This is a genomic window from Cupriavidus sp. CP313 (assembly GCF_054072015.1).
In genome coordinates this window covers 121,065-139,325 of the sequence record NZ_JBSVZB010000017.1, presented here as the reverse complement: position 1 = coordinate 139,325, position 18,261 = coordinate 121,065, and the positions used below count along the sequence as shown (strand labels likewise).

At 67.8% G+C, this 18,261-nt stretch carries 16 protein-coding genes; 12 read left to right on the top strand and 4 right to left on the bottom strand.

The genetic code is table 11. The features are described 5' to 3' along the window. Positions 1-69: 69 nt before the first annotated feature. The 3 genes from ACW4E8_RS22590 (at position 70) to ACW4E8_RS22580 (ending at position 4,011) form a co-directional block, all read left to right on the top strand. On the top strand, positions 70-1,596 hold the full coding sequence (locus ACW4E8_RS22590) for an amidase family protein (RefSeq protein ID WP_456806585.1): 1,527 nt from the start codon (positions 70-72) through the stop codon (positions 1,594-1,596). Positions 1,597-1,705: 109 nt separating this feature from the next. Next, positions 1,706-3,154: an MFS transporter gene (locus ACW4E8_RS22585; RefSeq protein ID WP_456806584.1), complete on the top strand. Its 1,449-nt coding sequence runs from the start codon at positions 1,706-1,708 to the stop codon at positions 3,152-3,154. Between the two features lie 92 nt (positions 3,155-3,246). Further along, positions 3,247-4,011, top strand: a complete 765-nt coding sequence (locus tag ACW4E8_RS22580) for a fumarylacetoacetate hydrolase family protein (RefSeq protein WP_456806583.1) — start codon at positions 3,247-3,249, stop codon at positions 4,009-4,011. A 25-nt stretch (positions 4,012-4,036) separates the two neighbouring features. Here ACW4E8_RS22580 and ACW4E8_RS22575 read toward each other — a convergent pair whose 3' ends face one another. The 3 genes from ACW4E8_RS22575 to ACW4E8_RS22565 are packed head-to-tail and all read right to left on the bottom strand — an operon-like array spanning position 4,037 to position 6,643. Next, the gene (locus ACW4E8_RS22575; protein WP_456806582.1) at positions 4,037-4,198 is read right to left on the bottom strand and encodes a DUF2474 domain-containing protein; all 162 of its coding nucleotides are present in this window, start codon (positions 4,196-4,198) and stop codon (positions 4,037-4,039) included. After that, positions 4,198-5,205 (bottom strand): cytochrome d ubiquinol oxidase subunit II, encoded by a 1,008-nt coding sequence (cydB, locus tag ACW4E8_RS22570; protein WP_456806581.1) that lies wholly within the window; start codon positions 5,203-5,205, stop codon positions 4,198-4,200. Before cydB ends, ACW4E8_RS22575 begins: the two co-directional genes overlap by 1 nt. Before the next feature lie 4 nt (positions 5,206-5,209). Then, entirely contained in the window at positions 5,210-6,643 is a 1,434-nt protein-coding gene (locus ACW4E8_RS22565) for a cytochrome ubiquinol oxidase subunit I (RefSeq protein ID WP_456806580.1), read from the bottom strand. 423 nt (positions 6,644-7,066) lie between these two features. Here ACW4E8_RS22565 and ACW4E8_RS22560 point away from each other — a divergent pair, with 423 nt between their 5' ends. Next, entirely contained in the window at positions 7,067-7,822 is a 756-nt protein-coding gene (locus tag ACW4E8_RS22560) for a sulfite exporter TauE/SafE family protein (RefSeq protein WP_153953907.1), read from the top strand. 16 nt (positions 7,823-7,838) lie between these two features. Here ACW4E8_RS22560 and ACW4E8_RS22555 read toward each other — a convergent pair whose 3' ends face one another. After that, on the bottom strand, positions 7,839-8,780 hold the full coding sequence (locus ACW4E8_RS22555; RefSeq protein ID WP_456806579.1) for a LysR substrate-binding domain-containing protein: 942 nt from the start codon (positions 8,778-8,780) through the stop codon (positions 7,839-7,841). A gap of 144 nt (positions 8,781-8,924) precedes the next feature. On the opposite strand from ACW4E8_RS22555, the gene ACW4E8_RS22550 reads away from it, so the two are divergent. The 8 genes from ACW4E8_RS22550 to ACW4E8_RS22515 all read left to right on the top strand — a co-directional run bounded on the left by ACW4E8_RS22550 (position 8,925) and on the right by ACW4E8_RS22515 (position 18,261). After that, positions 8,925-9,941: a tripartite tricarboxylate transporter substrate binding protein gene (locus ACW4E8_RS22550; protein WP_456806578.1), complete on the top strand. Its 1,017-nt coding sequence runs from the start codon at positions 8,925-8,927 to the stop codon at positions 9,939-9,941. A 23-nt stretch (positions 9,942-9,964) separates the two neighbouring features. Then, the gene (locus ACW4E8_RS22545) at positions 9,965-11,488 is read left to right on the top strand and encodes a UxaA family hydrolase (protein WP_456806577.1); all 1,524 of its coding nucleotides are present in this window, start codon (positions 9,965-9,967) and stop codon (positions 11,486-11,488) included. 34 nt (positions 11,489-11,522) lie between these two features. Beyond that, positions 11,523-12,995, top strand: a complete 1,473-nt coding sequence (locus ACW4E8_RS22540; protein ID WP_456806576.1) for an NAD-dependent succinate-semialdehyde dehydrogenase — start codon at positions 11,523-11,525, stop codon at positions 12,993-12,995. 37 nt (positions 12,996-13,032) lie between these two features. Next, entirely contained in the window at positions 13,033-13,842 is an 810-nt protein-coding gene (gene hpaI, locus ACW4E8_RS22535) for a 4-hydroxy-2-oxoheptanedioate aldolase (RefSeq protein WP_456806575.1), read from the top strand. Positions 13,843-13,867: 25 nt separating this feature from the next. After that, positions 13,868-15,313 carry an FAD-binding oxidoreductase gene (locus ACW4E8_RS22530; protein ID WP_456806574.1) on the top strand — a complete coding sequence of 482 codons (1,446 nt, stop codon included), beginning with the start codon at positions 13,868-13,870 and terminating at the stop codon, positions 15,311-15,313. A gap of 156 nt (positions 15,314-15,469) precedes the next feature. Continuing rightward, positions 15,470-16,558, top strand: a complete 1,089-nt coding sequence (locus ACW4E8_RS22525; RefSeq protein WP_456806573.1) for an MBL fold metallo-hydrolase — start codon at positions 15,470-15,472, stop codon at positions 16,556-16,558. An 89-nt stretch (positions 16,559-16,647) separates the two neighbouring features. Next, positions 16,648-17,355 (top strand): PadR family transcriptional regulator, encoded by a 708-nt coding sequence (locus tag ACW4E8_RS22520; RefSeq protein WP_456806572.1) that lies wholly within the window; start codon positions 16,648-16,650, stop codon positions 17,353-17,355. Between the two features lie 78 nt (positions 17,356-17,433). After that, positions 17,434-18,261 (top strand): siderophore-interacting protein, encoded by an 828-nt coding sequence (locus ACW4E8_RS22515; protein WP_456806571.1) that lies wholly within the window; start codon positions 17,434-17,436, stop codon positions 18,259-18,261.

The following is an 18,261-nucleotide window of genomic DNA, read 5'->3' as shown; positions in this document are numbered from 1 at the left end:
GTGCCGCTGCCCCGCCTGCCCATCACCTCGCAAACACTTCGCGCCCTTGCCGGCGCATGGAAGGCTCTCATGACAAACTCGTACCAACCGGTGCCGGACGGCCCGGGCCATCACGCGCCGTTCAGCGTGGTGGAAGCTACCGTTGCCGGCGCGCATGCCGCGATGCGCGGCGGCGGGCTGACGGCGCGCCAGTTGGCCAGCGCATGCCTGGACCGCATCTCGGCCTATGACCAGGGCGGTCCCGCCCTGCGTAGCATCCTGCAGCTCAACCCGCAGGTGCTGGAAGAGGCCGCCCGCATCGATGACATGGCTGAGCGCAACCCGGCGCAGGCGCTGGCGCCGCTGCATGGCATCCCGGTGCTGGTCAAGGACAACATCGAATGCGGCGGCATGGAAACCACCGCCGGCGCCGCCTGCCTGCGCGGCAACCTGTCCGCCGACGATGCCTTCGTCATCCGCCGGCTGCGCGAGGCGGGCGCCATCGTCCTGGCCAAGACCAACCTGCACGAGCTTGCCTCCGGCGGCGAGACGGTCAGCACCTTGTCTGGCCAGACCCTCAATCCTTATGACCTGACCCGCACGCCCGGCGGTTCCAGCGGCGGGACCGGCGCCGGTATCGCAGCCAGCTTCGGCCTGCTTGGCATCGGCACCGATGGGGTCAATTCCATCCGCTCGCCGGCCTCGGCCAACAACCTGGTCGGCCTGCGCCCGACCATGGGCCTGATCAGCCGGGCCGGGCTGGTCCCTTGCGGGCTGACGCAGGACACCATCGGCCCGATCACCCGTACTGTTGCCGATACGGCGCTGCTGCTCGATGTCATCGCCGGCTATGACCCGGCCGACCCGGTCACCAGCCAGGGCGCGCCCCACATCCCGGCGAGCTATGCCGCCAGCCTTGACCGCGACGGACTCAGGGGCGCGCGCATCGGCGTGCTGCGCCATTTCTTCGGCGACCAGGATGTGCACCGTCCCGTCAACACCGTGATGCAGGCAGCGCTGGCCGTCATCGCTACACAAGGCGCCGAGCTGGTCGCCCTTGACGACGCCATCAGCCCGGATGAGCTGCTGGCCTCCACGCTTGTACACCACTACGAGATGGAGCGCGATCTCGATGCCTACCTGGCGGGGCTGCCCCCCGGCGTCCCGGTGCGATCGATGCAGGACATCATCGCTGCCGGTTCTGTCCATCCAAGCGTGGCGGGAACCCTCGCCACCGCAGCAGCGCTGAGCGAGCGGGAAGGGGAGTACCGCGAACGCCTGCAGCGCCAGCAGGCATTGCGCCAGCGGCTGCAGGACCTGATGGCGCGGCATCGGTTTGACGCCCTGGCATTTCCGCACCAGCGGCGCCTGGTGGTGCCGGTCGGCGAGACCCAGGCAGAGCGCAACGGCGTGCTTGCGTCGGCCACCGGCTTTCCGGCCATCGTGATTCCGGCCGGATTCTCAGCGCCGGACGGCAACGCACCCCAGGGTGTGCCGGTCGGGCTGGAGTTCTTTGGCCTGCCTTTCACCGAACCCGTGCTGATACGGCTGGCCTATGCGGCCGAGCAGGCCTTGCGCGCCCGCCGGCCGCCGCACTCGACGCCCGCGCTGGAATAGGCCCGCGCCGGAACGAAGTTTTATCGCTGCTCTACAAACGCCAGCCGGACACGGCGGCGACAAGGTCGCGGACATAGCGCGACAACCTCGAAACGAGGAGGAGACAAAGATGGGCGCAGAAACTGTAGTTCAATCGCCGAATTCCCCACAGCAGCATGAGCTCGACCGGGCCATGGATGGCATCGGGGTGACGGCATCGCACAAGAAGATCATCTTCATGATCATGCTCGGGGTGATGTTCGATGTCTTCGAACAGAACGCCGTCGGCCTGATCGGCCCCATGCTGCGCGAGCAGTGGGGCATCTCGGTGGCGGAGATCGGCTTTCTCAATACGCTGACCTTCAGCGCCGCCGCGCTGGGACGCATCGGCTCCGGCTATATCGCGGACCGCTACGGCAGGCGCACGATGCTGAGCGCCAACCTGCTGCTGTTCACGCTGGGCGCCATCATCTGCGCGCTGGCGCCGAACTATGGCGCGCTGGCGGCGGGCCGCTTTATCGTCGGCATCGGCCTGGGCGGGGAGATCTCGATTGCCGTGACCATGCTGGCCGAACTGTGCTCGACGCGCTTCCGCGGTACCGCGGTAGGCCTGGTCAGCGTGGGCAGCGGCGGCCTGGGCAATATGCTGGCGCCGGCCTTCGGCCTGGCGGTCTTCGCCATGTTCCCGGGTCCGGACAGCTGGCGCTGGCTGTTTGCCTGCCTGGTGCTGCCGGCATTCTTCGTCGTGTTCTACCGGCGCTTTATTCCGGAGACGCCGCGCTTCCTGCTGTCCAAGGGGCGCGTGGACGAGGCCAACCGGGTGCTGTCGGTGCTCGCATCCGGCCGCCTGGGCAAGCTCGACGGCGAGCCGACGCCCTATATCAAGGCCGCGATCCAGGACGACGCGCCGCGCACCAAGGTGCGCCTGAGCGATATCTTCAAGGGCCGCCTGGGACGGCGCACGATCGCGCTGGGGATTGCGGTGTCCATGACGTATGGCGCGCAGATCTCGGTGCTGACGCTGATGCCGACCATCCTGATGTCGCAGGGCTACACCATCTCCAAGAGCTTTCTCTTCACCATGGTGATGCAGAGCGGCAGCCTGTTCGGCGCGCTCGCGGCCTCGTACTGCGGCTATCACTTTCCGCGCAAGCGGGTGCTGACGGTAGGCGCGGGCCTGGCCTGCGCGGCCGGGTTGTGCTTCGGCTTCCTGACGTATAACGTGGGCCTGGTGCTGCTGTTTGGCGCGGCCTTCACCTTCTGCGTGGTGTTGCTGAACACGTCGATCTGGATCTTCGCGCCGGAGCAGTATCCCACCCACGTCCGCGCGTTCGGCACCTCGCTGATCCTGGCGCTCGGCACCCTGGCCGGGGCGCTGACGCCGCTGATCAGCGGGCGCGTGTTCGAAACCTACGGCGTTGGCGGCATGTTCAGCATGCTGGCGGCGATGTACGCAGTGTTTGCGCTGGCCGTGCAGTTCGCGCCGGAAACCTTCGGCCGCGCCATGGGCGACACCGCCGCCGACGACGAAGCCGAGTCTGCCGTCAGTGGCACCGCGGCCAGCGCCAGCGGTTCCTGAGACCGGCCCGCTGCCGGCAGCGTGCTGCGCGCGCTTGCCGGGAGCGGGATACCGGGCGATATTCATCCCTCCTTCAAGGAAATACCCAAGGCATGACATCTTCCAATATCGATCGGGTCGCGCAGGCCCTGCTCAGCGCGCGTAGCGAACAGGGTTGCGCCGATGCAGAGCAATTTGCCACCGTGCTTGAGAATGCGGAACAGGCCTACGCCGTCCAGTCGGCCGTGGCCCGCTCGCTAGGCTGGCAAGCGACAGGCGCCGGCTACTGGAAATCCGGCGGAGCCTCGCGCGAGGCGGTGCTGACGCATGCCCAACTGCCGCCGGCCGGGGTCTGGACCAGCCCCGCGCATGCCGGCGACTGGCCTTTCACATGGCGCGGCATTGAGGCGGAGATTGCGTTGCGACTGGGGCAGGGCGTTGACACCGCGCAGGCTGCCGCCCTCGACTACGCCGGCGCGGCCGGGCTGATCGATGCGATGGCGGTGTCGATTGAAGTCGTCGATTCGCGCTGGCGGCAGTATCTCGCCGCGCCCGCGCTGCTGAAGCTGGCCGACCTGCAGTCCCACGGCGCCCTGGTGCTCGGCGAGTGGTGTGACTATGCCGCGCGGGACTGGGCGGCACAGCATTGCCGGGTGCAGATCGGCACGCAAACGACCGAGCGCCGCGGCACCCACGCGCTGGGCGATCCGGCCTATGGACTGGTCGCCTGGCTGCGCCACGCCACGCGCGACGGGCGACGCGTAGAGGCCGGCACGGTCGTTACCACCGGCACCTGGGTCGGCATCCTGGACGCATCGGCAGGCGACCTGGTGACTGCGGAATTCGACGGCATCGGCCAGGCCTCGGTCCAGCTCTGAGGACGGCGTTGCCCTTGGCGGGGCGTCAGCTGCGCAAGCCGACGCCCTGCATGATGATCCGCAGCACCCACGCGGCCACGCCCAGTGCTGCCACGCTGGCGGCCCAGATCAGCACCAGCCAGCCGACGCGGCGCAGCCAGGTGCCGCTGCCCGTCCCTGTCCTCGAGCGCTGTGTATCCATATCCATCAGTGGTAGCCCTCGCCGTGGCGCACCTTGCCGCGGAACACGTAGTAGGCCCACACCGTGTACATCAGGATGAAGGGGATGATGAACAGCGCCCCCACCAGCGCAAAGCCCTGGCTTTGCGGCGGTGCGGCGGCATCCCAGATCGAGATTCCAGGCGGGATGATATTGGGCCAGACACTGATCGCCAGCCCGCTGTAGCCCAGGAACACCAGCCCCAGCGCGTACATGAACGGCGAGATATCCGGCTCGTGCCGCAGCGCGCGCATCAGCATGAACATGCACAGCGCCACCAGGATCGGCACCGGCGAGAACCAGAACAGGTTGGGCAGGCTGAACCAGCGCTCGGCAATCTCGGGATGCGTCAGCGGCGTCCACAGGCTGATCACGGCGATCACCGCCAGCAGCAGCCACGCCAGCGTGCCGGTCAGCTTGATCATGCGCTGCTGCAGCTCGCCCTCGGTCTTCATGATCAGCCAGGTGCTGCCCAGCACCGTGTAGGCCACCATCAGCCCCACGCCGCAGAACAGCGGGAAGGGCGTGAGCCAGTCCAGCGGGCCGCCGACAAAGCGGTGGCCTTCCAGCTTGATGCCGTCGATATAGGCGCCCAGCGCCACGCCCTGGAAGAAACTGGCCGTGGCCGAGCCCAGGATGAAGGAGGCGTCCCACACCGGGCGCTCGCGGTCGTTGGCCTTGAAGCGGAACTCGAACGCCACGCCGCGGAAAATCAGGCCCAGCAACATCAGCATCAGCGGCAGGTAGAGCGCGCTCAGCACCACCGAATACGCCAGCGGGAATGCCGCCAGCAGCCCGGCGCCGCCCAGCACCAGCCAGGTCTCGTTGCCGTCCCAGACCGGCGCCACCGTGTTCATCATGACATCGCGGTCATGCCGGTCCGGCACGAACGGGTAAAGCATGCCGATGCCCAGGTCGAAGCCGTCCATCACCACGTACATCATCACGCCGAAGAAGATGATGACGATCCAGAGAAGCGAAAGGTCGATGCCCATGGTGTCAGCTCCGGGTGCGTGCAGTGGTGGCGGGGGCGAGCGCTTCGTCGTCATCCACCGCTGACAATGGCCGTGCCGGCGTATGCTCGCGTCCGGGGCCGCCTTCCGGCTTGGTTTCTTCCTGCGCCGGACCCTTGCGCACCAGCCGCATCATGTAGGCGATGCCCACGCCGAACACGAAGAAGTACGCCACCACGAAGATCGCCAGCGTCACCGCCAGCTCGGGCACGCCGTGCGGCGACACCGCGTCGGCAGTGCGCTGCAGCCCGTAGACCACCCACGGCTGGCGCCCGACCTCGGTGGTGAACCAGCCGGCCAGGATGGCGATCAGGCCGGTGGGCCCCATCCACAGCGCCATATGCAGGAAGCCGCGCGAGCGGTACATGCGCTCGCCCCTGCGCAGCAGCAGGCTCCACACGCCCAGCAGGATCATCAGCAGCCCCAGCCCCACCATCACGCGGAACGACCAGAACAGGATGGTGGAATTGGGCCGGTCCTGCGGCGCGAACTCCTTCAGGCCCTTGATCTGCCCGTCCCAGGTATGGGTCAGGATCAGGCTGCCCAGGCGCGGCACCTCGATCGCGAAACGCGTCTCTTCGCGCGCCATGTCGGGCCAGCCGAACAGCAGCAGCGGCAGGCCTTCATTGCCCTTGTTCTCCCAGTGGCCTTCCAGTGCGGCGATCTTGGCGGGCTGGTGCTTGAGCGTGTTCAGGCCGTGCATGTCGCCGATCACGGCCTGGATCGGCGCGACGATCAGCAGCATCCACATCGCCATCGACAGCATCTTGCGGATGGCGGGGTTGTCGCGCCCGCGCAGCAGGTGCCAGGCGGCGGAGGCGCCGACGAACAGCGCCGTGGCCAGGAACGCCGCCACGCTCATATGCACCAGGCGGTAGGGGAACGACGGGTTGAAGATGACTTCGAACCAGTTGGTCGGCACCACGCGGCCGTTGATGATCTCGAAGCCCGCCGGCGTCTGCATCCAGCTGTTGGAGGCCAGGATCCAGGTGGCGGAGATCAGCGTGCCGAGCGCCACCATCACCGTGGCAAAGAAATGCAGCCCCGGCCCGACGCGGTTCCAGCCGAACAGCATCACGCCCAGGAAGCCCGCTTCCAGGAAGAAGGCGGTCAGCACCTCATAGGTCAGCAATGGCCCGGTGATGCTGCCCGCGAACTCGGAGAAGAAGCTCCAGTTGGTGCCGAACTGGTAGGCCATCACCAGCCCGGACACCACCCCCATGCCGAAGTTGACGGCAAAGATCTTGGACCAGAAGTGGTAGAGGTCGCGGTAATGCGTGCGCTGCGTGCGCAGCCAGCAGCCTTCCAGCACCGCCAGGTAGGCGGCCAGGCCGATGGTGATCGCCGGAAAAATAATGTGGAAAGAAATCGTGAAGGCAAACTGGGTGCGGGCGAGGTCGAGCGCGGTCAAACCAAACATGTTGTTCTCCGTGGCGCTGGCCTGGCGCACGCCTGGGACGGGCGCGGCACTGCCGTCTGGCAGGCCGGGGCCGGTCGGCAGGGCGCGCCGGGGCGCGGGCCGTAGGCGCGTGCGGTAAAGCGTAGTGTACGCCGCGCGCGCAGCAAAGGGCACTGTTGCTGCCGGTGGCGTACGGGTGACATATCGCCGCACCCGGTGCCGTCGGCGCCGCTTCACGCGGCCCGGTGCCCTTGTTGATGGCGACCATGCTAACGGAGCCGGGATGAACAGAACAGCATCACCTCATTGAAAAAATACCGTATCAGTTTTGCGCGGCGCAGCAGAGGCAGCGGCTGACAAGCAGGGCAAAGAAGTGCATAGTCATGCGCTTCCGAGAAGCCTTGAACATCGCGTCCGCCACTGCCTGACGCGGCCCCGCCCGCCATGGATTCCACCTTGCTGATCGTGATCGCCGGCGCCGCCGTGGCCGGTTTTGTCCAGGGGCTGTCGGGCTTTGCCTTCGGCATGGTGGCGATGTCGTTCTGGGCCTGGGCGATCGAGCCGCGGCTGGCCTCGGCCATGACCGTGTTCGGCGCGCTTACCGGCCAGCTGCTGGCGGCGGCGTCGGTGCGGCGCGGGCTGTCGTGGCGGCGACTGTGGCCGTTCGTGGCCGGCGGCGTGGCCGGCATCCCCCTGGGCGTTGCGATCCTGCCGATGCTTGACGCGCTGTGGTTCAAGGTCGTGCTGGGTGGCTTCCTGACCCTGTGGTGCCCGGTGATGCTGATGGTGCGCAAGCTGCCGCATATCGGCGTGGGCGGGCGCGTCGCCGATGGCGTGGCCGGTGCGGCCGGCGGCGTGATGGGCGGTATCGGCGGCTTTACCGGCGTGATCCCCACGCTGTGGTGCACGCTGCGCGGCTTCGACAAGGACGAGCAGCGCGCGGTGATCCAGAACTTCAACCTCGCCACGCTGGCCATGACCATGGCCGCGTATGTGGGCAAGGGCATCGTCACGCGCGAGATGCTGCCGATGTTCCTGGTGGTGGCGCCCGCGATGCTGGTGCCCACGCTGCTGGGCACGCGGCTCTATCTGGGGATCAGCGAGGCCACCTTCCGCAAGGTCGTGCTGACGCTGCTGACTGTATCCGGCGTGGCGCTGCTGGCCACGTCGGTGCCGGTGTTGATGGCGCGTGCGGGGTAGACGGCCCTGATGCGGGCTAGACCGCCCTGATCTGCGCCGCAGCCTCGCGCAGGCATTCCACCAGCTGGTCGGTGCTGAGCGACGGCGCCCGCTCGCGCAGCGTGATGATGCCGACCGGGGGCAGGTCGACCGGCACGGCCATCTTCAGCACGTGCAACTGGCCTTCCTCCTGCAACGACAGCGCCACCGACTCAGCCATGAAGCCGGCCGCACCGCGCTGGCCGACAAAGGTGGCCTGCGCCAGGTAGGACGAGGTCTCGATGACATCCTGCGGCGGGTGCAGCCCGTGGCGATAGAAGGCCTGCTCGATCTTCACGCGCAGCGACGCCCACGGCGGCGGCAGCACGCAGGGCATCGCCGCCAGGTCGGCCCAACTGGGGCGGGCCTTGCGCGCCAGCTTGTGGCCGCGCCGGACCACGACCACCATCGGTTCTTCATAGAGGGCTTCGGTCAACAGGTCCGGCGCCGCATAGCCCGGCTCCAGCCGGCCCACGATCAGGTCCAGCTCGCGCAGCCGCAGCTTGGGCAGCAGGTGGGTCAGGTCGCCTTCCTCCACCAGCACGGTGGCGCGCGCGTGGCGGTCCTTGAGCGTGCCCACTGCCTGCGCCAGCAGCACCGGCAGCGCCGCCCCCATCGAGCCCACGCGGATGCGGCCGGAGGCGCCGCTCTGCACCGCGGCGATCTCGTCGCGGGTCTGCTCGTACTGGGCCAGCACCGAGCGCGCAAAGCGCACCAGCGATTCGCCGGCGGGGGTGGGCTCGGTGCCGCGGGTGGAGCGCGTAAACAGCGACAGACCCAGCATCTTTTCGACCTCGGTCAGCACCTTCGACACCGCCGGCTGGCTCACGGACAGGAACTCCGCGGTGCGGCCGAGGTGGCGGAACTCATCCAGCGCCACCAGCAGTTGCAGGTGACGCAGCTTGATATTGGAGCGCAGCGCGCGATCGATCTGTACCATGCCCGGCAGTCTACCTAACCTAAAGGTTATGAAGCAATGCCGTTCTTTGATTGGATTGTTATGTTGAGGCGCGACAGAATGCGGGCATGACGAGGCTGGCTGCGCCGGTCCCGCCGATAATGAAAACATCGGAGACTCCCGCAAATGACCCAAGGTTTCCCCATCGATTCCAAGCGCCGCCGCCTGCTCATCGGAGCCGCAGCGGGTGCTGCCGCGGGCGCCGCCGGCGTGCTGCTGCCTGCTGCACGGGCGCTGGCCGCCGAGTATCCCGAGCGTCCCATCACCTTTATCTGCCCATGGCCGGTCGGCGGCACCGCTGACCAGTCGATGCGCGCGCTGTGCCAGGTGGCCAGCGGCATCCTCAAGCAGTCGATCGTGGTCGAGAACCGCGCCGGCGCCTCCGGCATGATCGGCACCAAGGCCCTGGCGCGCGCCAATCCGGACGGATACACCATCGGCCAGATCCCGATCTCGGTGACGCGCTTCGCGCAGCTCGGCATGCTGCAGCTGGACCCGCGCACCGAGCTGACCTACCTGGCGCGCACCTCGGGCCAGACCTTCGGCATCGCCGTGCCGGCCAGCTCGCGCTACAAGACGCTGCAGGACGTGGTGGCCGCCGCCAAGGCCAGCCCCGGCAAGATCACCTATGCGCACGCCGGCATCGGCGGCGCCACCCACGTCGGCATGGAGCAGTTCGCGCTGGCCGCGGGCATCCAGTTCAATGCCATCGCCTACAAGGGCGGCGCCGCCGCGCTGCAGGACGTGCTGGCCGGGCAGGTGGACCTGCTGGCCGACTCCAGCTCGTGGGCGCCGCACGTGGAAGCCGGCAAGCTGCGCCTGCTGGCCACCTGGGGCGAACAGCGCGCGACCCGCTTCAAGGACACGCCGACGCTGAAGGAACTGGGCTACAACGTGGTGGTGGAAGCGCCCAACGGCATCGGCGCCCCGAAGGGCCTGCCGCCCGCCGTGGAAAAGAAGCTGCGCGACGCCTTCCGCGCCGCGGTGGCCAGCAACGAGTTCAAGCAGGTGGCGGCGCGCCTGGATGCGCCCGTGATGTACCTGGACGGCCCCGACTACAAGAAGTACGTGGCCAGCGTCTATGACCAGGAAACCCAGCTGATCCAGCGCCTCAAGCTGAAAGAACTGCTGCAGCAAAGCTGATTGCCGTCAAAGGCCAAGTCCAAGTGAATCCCAATCCCGTCATCCGCCTGCACGCCAACGACAACGTGCTGGTCGCCCGCAGCGACCTCAGCCTTGGCCAGCAGCTGGCCGACCCCGCCGTGCGCGTGCGCGCACAGGTGCCGGCTGGCCACAAGATCGCGGCCTGCGCCATCGCGGCCGGCACGCCGGTGCGCAAGTTCGACACCGTCATCGGCGTGGCCGCGCGCGATATCGCCCAGGGCGACCACGTGCATTCGCACAACCTGACCCTGGTCGATTTCTACCGCGACCCGGCGTTCTGCCAGGACGTGCGGCCGGTCGACTACGTGCCCGAGGCCCGGCGCGCCACCTTCAACGGCTTTGTGCGACCGGACGGGCGCGTGGGCACGCGCAATTTCATCGGCATCCTGTCGTCGGTCAATTGCTCGTCGACCGTGATCCGCCAGATTGCCGCGCATTTCACAGCGGAGCGGCTGGCGGCCTTTCCGAACGTCGATGGCGTGGTGGCCTTCGCGCAGACCAGCGGCTGCGGCATGTCATCGCCGAGCGAGCACTTCGACGTGTTGCGCCGCACGCTGGCGGGCTACGCGCGCCATCCCAACCTGGCCGGCGTGCTGATCGTCGGCCTGGGCTGCGAGCGCAACCAGGTGGCCTCACTTGTCGAATCGCAGGGCCTGGAGCCGGGCCCCGCGGTGCATACGCTGGTGATGCAGGATAGCGGCGGCACGCGTGCCACCATTGCCGCAGGCATTCGCGCGATCGAATCGATGCTGCCCGCGGCCAATGCCGCGGTGCGCCAGCCGGTATCGGCCAGCCACCTGAAGATCGGGCTGGAATGCGGCGGCTCGGACGGCTTTTCCGGTATCAGCGCCAACCCGGCGCTGGGCGCGGCGATGGATATCCTGGTGCGCCACGGCGGCACCGCCATCCTCTCTGAAACGCCGGAAATCCACGGTGTGGAATTCATGCTCACGCGCCGCGCGGTGACGCCCGAGGTCGGCCAGAAGCTGCTGGACCGCCTCGCCTGGTGGGAGCGCTACACCGCCGGCCACAACGCCCAGTTCAACGGCGTGGTCGGCCACGGCAACCAGCAGGGCGGCCTGGCCAATATCTTCGAGAAATCGCTGGGCTCGGCCATGAAGGGCGGCACCACGCCGCTGCAGGCGGTCTACGAATACGCCGAGCCGATCGACCAGGCCGGCTTTGTGTTCATGGACTCGCCCGGCTATGACCCGGTGGCCGTCACCGGCCAGATCGCCAGCGGCGCCAACCTGATCTGCTTTACCACGGGCCGCGGTTCGATGTTCGGCTCCAAGCCCGCGCCGACGATCAAGCTCGCATCCAACTCGGCGATGTACCACCGTCTGGAAGAAGACATGGACATCAACTGCGGGCTGGTGCTCGACGGCGAGCTGACCGTGCCGCAGATGGGCCAGCGGATCTTCGAACATATCCTGCGCGCGGCCTCCGGCGAGCCGACCAAGAGCGAAGTGCTGGGCCTGGGCGACAACGAGTTCGTGCCCTGGCACCTCGGCATCGTCAGCTAAGCCGCCTCCCGCCAATCTCTCTTCCTCCACACTTATGCTGACGCTTTCCGAGCAAGCGCTGCTGCGCAGCCAGAACCTGATTGACGACCGGTGGTGCGATGCCGGCCTTGGCGCCCGCCTGCCGGTCGCAGACCCGGCCACCGGCGAGACCTTTGCCAACGTGCCAGACAGCGATGCCGGCGATGCCCGCCTTGCCGTCGATGCCGCCGCCGCCGCTTTCCCGGCCTGGAGCCGCCGGCCCGCGCGCGAACGCGCCCAGTTGCTCAAGCGCTGGCATGCGCTGATCCTCGCGCACCAGGAAGACCTGGCGCGCATCATCTCGACGGAGCAGGGCAAGCCCCTGAAAGAGGCACGCGGCGAGGTGCAGTACGGCGCGTCGTATGTCGAGTGGTTTGCCGAAGAGGCCACGCGCATCTGCGGCGATATCGTCGCCGAAGCCGTGCCGGGCCGCAAACTGCTGGTGCTGAAGGAGCCGGTGGGCGTGGTCGCGGCGATCACGCCGTGGAACTTCCCGCTGGCGATGATTGCCCGCAAGATCGCCCCCGCGTTGGCCGCCGGCTGCACGGTGGTGGCCAAGCCCGCCGAGGACACGCCGCTGACCGCGCTGGCGCTGGTGTGGCTGGCGCAGCAGGCCGGCATGCCCGCGGGCGTGCTCAACATCGTCACCGCATCGCGCGAGCACACGCCGGGTGTGGTCGACGCCTGGCTGGCCGACAGCCGCGTGCGCAAGATCACCTTTACCGGCTCCACGCCCGTGGGCAAGCACCTCGCGCGCGAATCGGCGGCCACGCTGAAGAAGCTGTCGCTGGAGCTGGGCGGCAACGCGCCCTTTATCGTCTTTGAGGACGCCGATCTCGATGCCGCGGTCGATGGCCTGATGGCGTCCAAGTTCCGCAACGGTGGCCAGACCTGCGTGTGCCCGAACCGGGTCTATGTGCACGACACAGTGCACGACGCCTTTGTCGAGCGCCTGGCGCAGCGCGTTGGCGCGCTCCATGTCGGTCCGGCCACGGAAGAGGCCGCGCAGATCGGTCCCATGATCAATGCCCGCGCCGTCGACAAGATCGCACGCCATGTGGAAGACGCCGTCGCCCGGGGCGCGCGCGTGGTCACCGGCGGCAAGCGCGTGCGCACCGCCGATGGCCCGCACTACTATGCACCGACGGTGCTGGCCGATGCGACCCCCGCGATGGAGCTGTCGTGCGAGGAGACCTTCGGCCCGGTCGCGCCGATCTTCCGCTTCCGCGATGAAGCCGAGGTGATCCGCGACGCCAACGACACCCCGTTCGGCCTCGCTGCTTACTTCTACTCCAACGACATCCGCCGCATCTGGCGCGTGGCGCAGGCGCTGGAAACCGGCATGGTCGGCATCAACGAGGGCGCGATCGCGGCCGAGGCGGCGCCGTTCGGCGGCGTCAAGGAATCCGGCTACGGGCGCGAGGGCTCGCGCCACGGGCTGGACGACTATATGCATACCAAGTACCTTTGCCAGGGCCAGCTCGGTTGAAGCGCCGGGCCCATCGATCATCGATCCGGAACACACCATGCCCGCAAACAATCCCTTCAAGACCGCGCTGGCCGCCCGCCAGGCGCAGATCGGCCTGTGGCTGTCGATGGCAACGCCGTACCTGGCCGAAGTGTCGGCCACCGCAGGCTTTGACTGGCTGCTGATCGACGGCGAACACGCCCCCAACGACCTGCGCTCGACGCTGCACGCGCTGCAGGCCGTGGCGCCATACCCGGTCCAGCCCGTGGTGCGTGCCGTGGCCGGCGAAGTGCCGCTGATCAAGCAACTGCTCGACATCGGCGCGCGCAGCCTGCTGGTGCCGATGGTGGATACCGCGGAACAGGCCCGCGCGCTGGTCAGCGCCACGCGCTACCCGCCGCAAGGCATCCGCGGCGTGGGCAGCGCCATTGCGCGAGCCTCGCAGTGGAGCGCCCGCACCGACTACCTCGATGTGGCCGGCGATGAGATCTGCCTGCTGGTGCAGGCCGAAACCGTCACCGCATTGCAGAACCTGGAAGCGATCTGCGCGGTGGACGGCGTCGACGGCGTCTTTATCGGCCCGGCCGACCTCGCTGCGTCGATGGGCCACCGCGGCCGCCCCGGACACCCGGAGGTGCAGGCCGCCATCGAAGGCGCGATGCGTACCATCATCGCCAGCGGCAAGGCTGCCGGCACGCTGACGTCGGACCCGGCACTGGCACGCCGCTACCTCGACCTGGGCTGCACCTTCGTGGCCACGGGCGTGGACGTGATGCTGTACGCCAACGCCGCGCGAAAGCTTGCCGCATCGTTCCGTGCGCAGCCCGCGGATGCTCCCGCCGCACACAAGCCCTCCGCCGCGTACTGATCCGTATCTCCTTCGCCTTACACACATGCCAGCCGAAACCCCGACCCCAGACACCACCTTGCGCGCGATGCAGGCCATCGTCGGCGCCAACGCCTGCCGCAGCGGCGATGCCGATACGCAGGCATACGTCACCGACTACCGCGGCATCTACCGCGGCCAGGCCCAGGTAGTGGTGCTGCCGTCATCGACGGAAGAGGTCAGCCAGGTGCTGCAGTGGTGCCATGCCCAGCGCGTGCCGGTAGTGCCGCAGGGCGGCAATACCTCGCTGATGGGCGGCGCCGTGCCGGACGACAGCGGCACCGCCGTGGTCGTCAACCTGAGCCGCATGAACCGCGTGCTGGGCATCGACACCATCAACGACACCATGACCGTGCAGGCCGGCGTCACGCTGAGCGCGGCACGCGGCGCCGCCGAGGCCGAGCAACGCCTGTTCCCGCTGCGCATCGGCTCCGAAGGTTCGTGCCAGATCGGCGGCAACCTGTCGACCAATGCCGGCGGCACTGCGGTGCTGCGCTACGGCAATATGCGCGACCTGGTGCTCGGCATCGAAGTAGTGCTGCCCGATGGCCGCATCTACTCGTCGCTGCGTGGCCTGCGCAAGGACAACACCGGCTACGACCTCAAGCACCTGTTCGTCGGCGCGGAAGGCACGCTTGGCATCATCACCGGCGCCGTGCTCAAGCTGATGCCGCAACCGCGCAGCAGCGCCGTGGCCTTTGTCGCCGTGCAGAACCCCGCCGCGGCGGTTGCCTTACTGGGCGAAGCCAAGCGCCTGTCCGGCCAGGCCGTGACCGCGTTCGAGCTGATCTCGCGGCCCGCGCTGGAACTGGTGCTTGAATATCTTGGCAACGTCGCTTCCCCGCTGCAGGACAAGCACGACTGGATGGTGCTGATCGAGCTGACCTCCGGCACCGATGCGGAAAGCCTGAACGCCACGCTGATGGAAATCCTCGAATCCGGCTTCAGCCAGGGTCTGGTGCAGGACGCCGCCGTGGCCGCCAGCCTGTCCGATGCCCAGACCTTCTGGCGCATCCGCGAAGAGATCTCCGACGCCCAGACCCGCACCGGCGGCAGCATCAAGTGCGATGTCTCGGTGCCGCTGTCGCGCATCGCCGCGTTTGTCGAGGAAGCCTCGGCCAAGGTGCTGGAACTGGTGCCGGACGTGCGCATGGTGATCTACGGCCATATGGGCGACGGCAATGTGCACTTCAACCCGCTGCGCCCCAGGGATCAGCCAGGTAAAGAGTTCCTGGCGCAATGGTATGAGCGGGTCTCGGTACTGGTCGATGGCATGGCCCATGCGGAAAACGGCTCGATCTCGGCCGAGCACGGCATCGGCGTGGCCAAGCGCGATGACCTGACGCGCTACAAGTCCCAGGTGGAACTGGAGCTGATGTGGCAGGTGAAGCAGGCGCTTGATCCGTTGAACCTGCTTAATCCGGGCAAGGTGCTGCCGGCGCCGGCCCGATAGCTCACTGCCATTCCACACCACGGAACGCGGGCAGGGCGCGCGTAGCACGAATCGCCCATCTGGGCTAAGGTGTCAGCTATCCAGAACGCGCGGAGCCGGGGCATTGCCGCACCGGCCACTGCGCACAGCACGGCCGGCCCACCGGCCCAGATACCGATGAGCGCCCAATCCCCCGACATCGCCCTCGCAGCTGCCCCCATCTCCCTCGAAAAGCCCGAGCTCGACTACCCCTGTGGCGACGCCCCCGAACCCGGCCGCGCCCGTGAGGTAGCCCCCGGTGTACTGTGGCTGCGCATGCCGATGCCGCTGGGCCTGAACCACATCAACCTGTGGGCCATCCACGATGGCAATGGCTGGGCCGCCGTAGACGCCGGCCTGCAGACGCCGGAAACCGCCCAGGCTTGGCGTGCGCTGTTCGCCGAAAGCGGCCCGCTCGCCGGCGGCCTGACGCGCCTGTTCGTGACCCATATGCACCCCGACCACATCGGCATGGCCGGGTGGCTGACCGGCAAGTTCGACTGCCAGCTGTGGATGACGCGGCTGGAATACCTGATGTGCCGCGTGCTGGCGGCGGATACGGGGCGCGCGGCGCCGGATGACGCGATCGAGTTCTATCGCCGCGCAGGCTGGGATGACGAAGCGATCGAGGTGTACCGCACCCGCTTCGGCGGCTTCGGCAAATATGTGCACGCTTTGCCCGAGAGCTTCCACCGCCTGTCCGATGGCGACACCGTCCGCATCGGCGCGCACGACTGGCAGATCATCGTCGGCACCGGCCATTCGCCCGAACATGCCTGCCTGTACTGCCCGGCGCTGAAGCTGCTGGTGTCCGGCGACCAGGTGCTGCCGCGCATTTCTTCTAATGTGTCTGTGTTTCCGACCGAGCCGGATGCCGATCCGATGCAGGACTGGCTGGCTTCACTGGACAAGGTGCGCGCTGCCGTGCCCGACGATGTGCTGGTGCTGCCGGCGCACAACGAACCGTTCCGTGGGCTGCATGCGCGCATCGACTATCTGCGGGCGAGCCAGATGCAGGCGCTGGATCGGTTGCGTGGGGCGTTGGGGACGCCGAAGCGGGCGGTGGATGTGTTTGGGGAGTTGTTCTCGCGGCCCATCACCGGAAGCGGCGGGCTGTTGGGGATGGCTACCGGCGAAAGCATTGCGCACCTGAACTACCTGCTGGAGCGGGAAGAGGCGGCGCGCGAGACCGGTCCCGATGGCTGCCACTGGTACCGCATGAGGTAATCCCGGGCGGCGGGACTTGCCGCGTCGCCTTGACTTCCGCTCTTACGATATATATCGTAAGATATGTTTTACGACATATCGGAGTAGTCATGCGCCATCATTCCCACCCATTTGGCTTCTCAGGCCACGGCCGCCACCTGTTGATGCGCCTTGCGCCGCACTTTGAGCATCACTTCGCCCACCACGCCATGGGTCGCCACGGCGGCGGTTTCTGGGGCGGCGGCCATGACGACGGCTTCGGCCCTGGCGGCCCCGATGGTCCCGGCAGCTTCGACGGCGAAGGCTGGCGCCGGGGCCGCAAGTTCAGCGCCGATGACCTGCAGTTGCTGCTTCTGGCCATGCTCGAAGAGAAGCCGAGCCACGGCTACGAACTGATCAAGGCGATCGAGACCCGTACCAACGGCTTCTACAAGCCGAGTCCCGGCGTGGTCTATCCGGCCCTGACTTACCTGGAGGAAGTCGGGTACGCCACCGTCGATACGGAAGGCAACAAGAAGCGCTACCAGCTGTCCGAGACCGGCAAGGCCCACCTGGCGACCAACCGCGAGCGGGTCGAGGTGATGATCGCCAAGCTGCGCCACGTGGCGCGCAAGGTGGAATGGATGCGGCGCGCCATGAGCGGCGAGCCGCAGCCTGAGCCCGAGCAGGGCGGCTGGCTGCCCGAGCTGATGCAGGCCCGTGCCGCGATCAAGCGTGCCATTGCGCTGCGCAGTGATGCGGGCGCCGACGAGCAGCGCCGCATCGCTGAGATCCTGCTGCGCGCCGCGGCTGAGATTGAAGCGGTCCGCAAGGCCTGACGCGTGGCACTGACGCTGGCTGCGGCCATCGGCAACCTGACCCGGCAAGCGCCGGGTTTGATCCAAAGGAATTTGAATATGAGTGAAAACAACCAAGCCTCCGCACGCGACCTGAATGTGCAGCGCGTGCGCCATCCGCTCAAGATGCGCCTGCTGCAAGTGGTGCGCACCACGCAAGTGTCACCGCAGCTGCTGCGCGTCACGCTGGGCGGCGCTGACCTGCAGGACTTTGTCTCGGCGTCGTTCGACGACCACGTCAAGGTCTTCTTCCCGGTGGATGGCGCAGACAAGCCGGTGCTGCCGCAGGTCTCCGCTGACGGCATCACCTTCCCCGAAGGCCAGCCGCGGCCGGCCGCGCGCGACTACACGCCGCGCCGCTACGACGCAGCGAAGCAGGAGCTGGATATCGAGTTCGTGCTGCATGGCGATGGTCCCGCGTCGACCTGGGCCGCGCAGGCGCAGCCGGGCCAGTACCTGGGCGTGGGCGGGCCGCGCGGCTCGTTCGTGGTGCCCACGGCGTTCGACTGGCACTTGCTGATCGGCGACGATACCGCGCTGCCGGCAGTCGCCCGGCGCCTGGAAGAGCTCGGGGCCGATACGCGCGCCATCGTGGTGGTGGAAGTGGGCGATGCCGCGGGGCAGATTTCGCTGTCGACGCAGGCGCAATGCGATGTGCATTGGCTGCATCGTGGCGATGCGCTGGAGGGCAGCCTGCTGGAAGGGGCGCTGCGCAAGCTCACGCTGCCGCGCGGCGAGGGCTACGTGTGGGCCGCTGGTGAAGCGGCGGCGATGAAAGCGGTGCGCCAGTACCTGGTCAGCGAGCGCGGCATTGACAAGCGCCGCATCCGTGCGTCGGCCTACTGGAAGCGCGGCGATTCTGCCGTGCATGAGACGCTGGACGACTGA